Raw genomic sequence first — 1,877 nt, 5'->3', positions numbered from 1 at the left:
TGCGCGAGGCATGTCAACACGAGATATCCAGGCGCATTTCGAGGAATCCTACGGCGTAGAAGTCTCGCCGACTTTTATCTCTCAAGTTACCAATGAAGTGATGGATGAGGTAAAGCAATGGCAGCAGCGTCCATTAGACGCATTATACCCTGTTGTTTATCTGGATTGTTTGGTAGTACGTAGCCGGGATTCTGGTGCGGTGCAGAACAAATCTGTTTACCTGGCACTGGGAATTAATACCGATGGCGAGAAGGAGCTGCTGGGGTTATGGATGGCACAAACCGAAGGGGCTAAGTTCTGGTTGTCCGTAATGAACGAACTGAGAAACCGCGGTCTACAAGATATCTTCATTGCTTGCTGTGATGGTCTGAAGGGCTTTCCTGAAGCTATTGAAGCGGTTTATCCCAAAACCCAGGTGCAATTGTGTATTGTGCATCAAATCCGTCACTCACTGCGTTATGTGAACTGGAAACAACGTAAAGAAATTGCCGCTGATCTGAAACGTATTTATGGTGCTGCTACACTGGCTGAAGCTGAGTTGGCCCTGGCAGAATTCGCAGAGAAGTGGGATGACCAACACCCAACGATTAGCTTGTCATGGCGCAATAACTGGGAACGCCTAAGTGTGTTCTTCGACTATCCACCGGAAATCCGAAAAGTCATATACACCACAAATGCAATCGAATCCCTGAATGCCAGTCTGCGAAAAATCACCAAAACCAGACGGTCGTTCCCAACTGACGACTCAGTGATGAAAATACTGTATCTGGCACTTCATCAGATATCGAAGAAGTGGACAATGCCTATAAGAGATTGGAAAGCAGCAATGAGTCAGTTTATGATTATGTACAGTGATCGTGTATCACTATGACAAACCGCCACTTACACAGAAAATCTTACAGTCTCTTTTGGCCACGGCTTTATAGGTTTTCCAGTACATTATTTCCTTATCGTTAGGTGATAATCCACCGTTCTTCGAATGCGGGCGATAACGACTGTAATAACCAACAATATAATTAGTAATTTGTTCTTTCGCTTCAGTGAACGAGCGATAACCGGTTTCTGGTATCCATTCTGTTTTCAGGCTTCTAAAAAACCTTTCCATTGGTGCATTATCCCAGCAGTTTCCTTTGCGACTTAAACTCTGTTGTATCTGATATCGCCACAACACTTGCCTAAATTGAATGCTGGTATATTGGCAACCCTGGTCTGAGTGGAACAACAATTCGTTTGGCTGCTCCCTGGACTCATAGGCCATTTCCAGCGCATTCTTTGTTAACACACTGTCAGGCGACAGTGACAGCGACCACCCAACAGGTTTTCGGGCATAAAGGTCCATTACAACAGCAAGGTATGCCCAGCGTTTACCAGCCCAAACATAGGTGATATCTCCAACCCATACCTGGTTTGGGCGCTCCACGTTAAAACAGCGGTCCAGCACATTTGGAACGGCTATATGTGCCTGTTCGACCTTTCTATAGCGATGTTTAGGAAGTTGTGAGCTAATTAAACCCAGCAGCTTCATTCTTCGGCTTGCTCGATAACGTGACAGGTCTTCGCCCATCGTGGTTACGATTTTCGCAATGGAGCGAGCCCCTGCAGACCCATTACTTAATCGATGTGCCGTCTTAATTAAGTGTCTTGTTCGAAGCTCTTTTGATGACAAACGTACAGGCCTGTTTCGCCAGTAACGATAACTGCTTCTATGGACCTCAAACGTGTCACATAATGTCTTAGCCGGAAAGCTCCCTTCAAGTCGCTTAATTATCTGGAATTGTTCAGCGAGTCTGACATCAAGAGAGCGGTAGCCTTTTTTAATATTTCTTTCTCTTGCTCAACTTTTCTAAGCTGCTTTTCAAGTTCCTGAATACGCTTCT

The 1,877-nt window shown here is 45.3% G+C and carries 1 protein-coding gene and 1 pseudogene; one reads left to right on the top strand and one right to left on the bottom strand.

Going from position 1 to position 1,877, the window contains the following annotated elements:
- Window positions 1–871, top strand: an 871-nt coding sequence (locus tag GY843_RS09995) for an IS256 family transposase (protein WP_297309109.1), incomplete at its 5' end; no start/stop codon positions are given.
- Here GY843_RS09995 and GY843_RS09990 read toward each other — a convergent pair.
- Window positions 866–1,877 (bottom strand): annotated as a pseudogene (locus GY843_RS09990) (IS3 family transposase); the annotation flags it as partial. The gene GY843_RS09995 and the pseudogene GY843_RS09990 sit on opposite strands and share 6 nt — an antisense overlap.

This window comes from Neptuniibacter sp. (assembly GCF_024231755.1).
Lineage (GTDB): Bacteria > Pseudomonadota > Gammaproteobacteria > Pseudomonadales > Balneatricaceae > Neptuniibacter.
The sequence above is the reverse complement of the archived record's forward strand: the minus strand, read 5'-3'. Positions and strand labels throughout refer to the sequence as shown.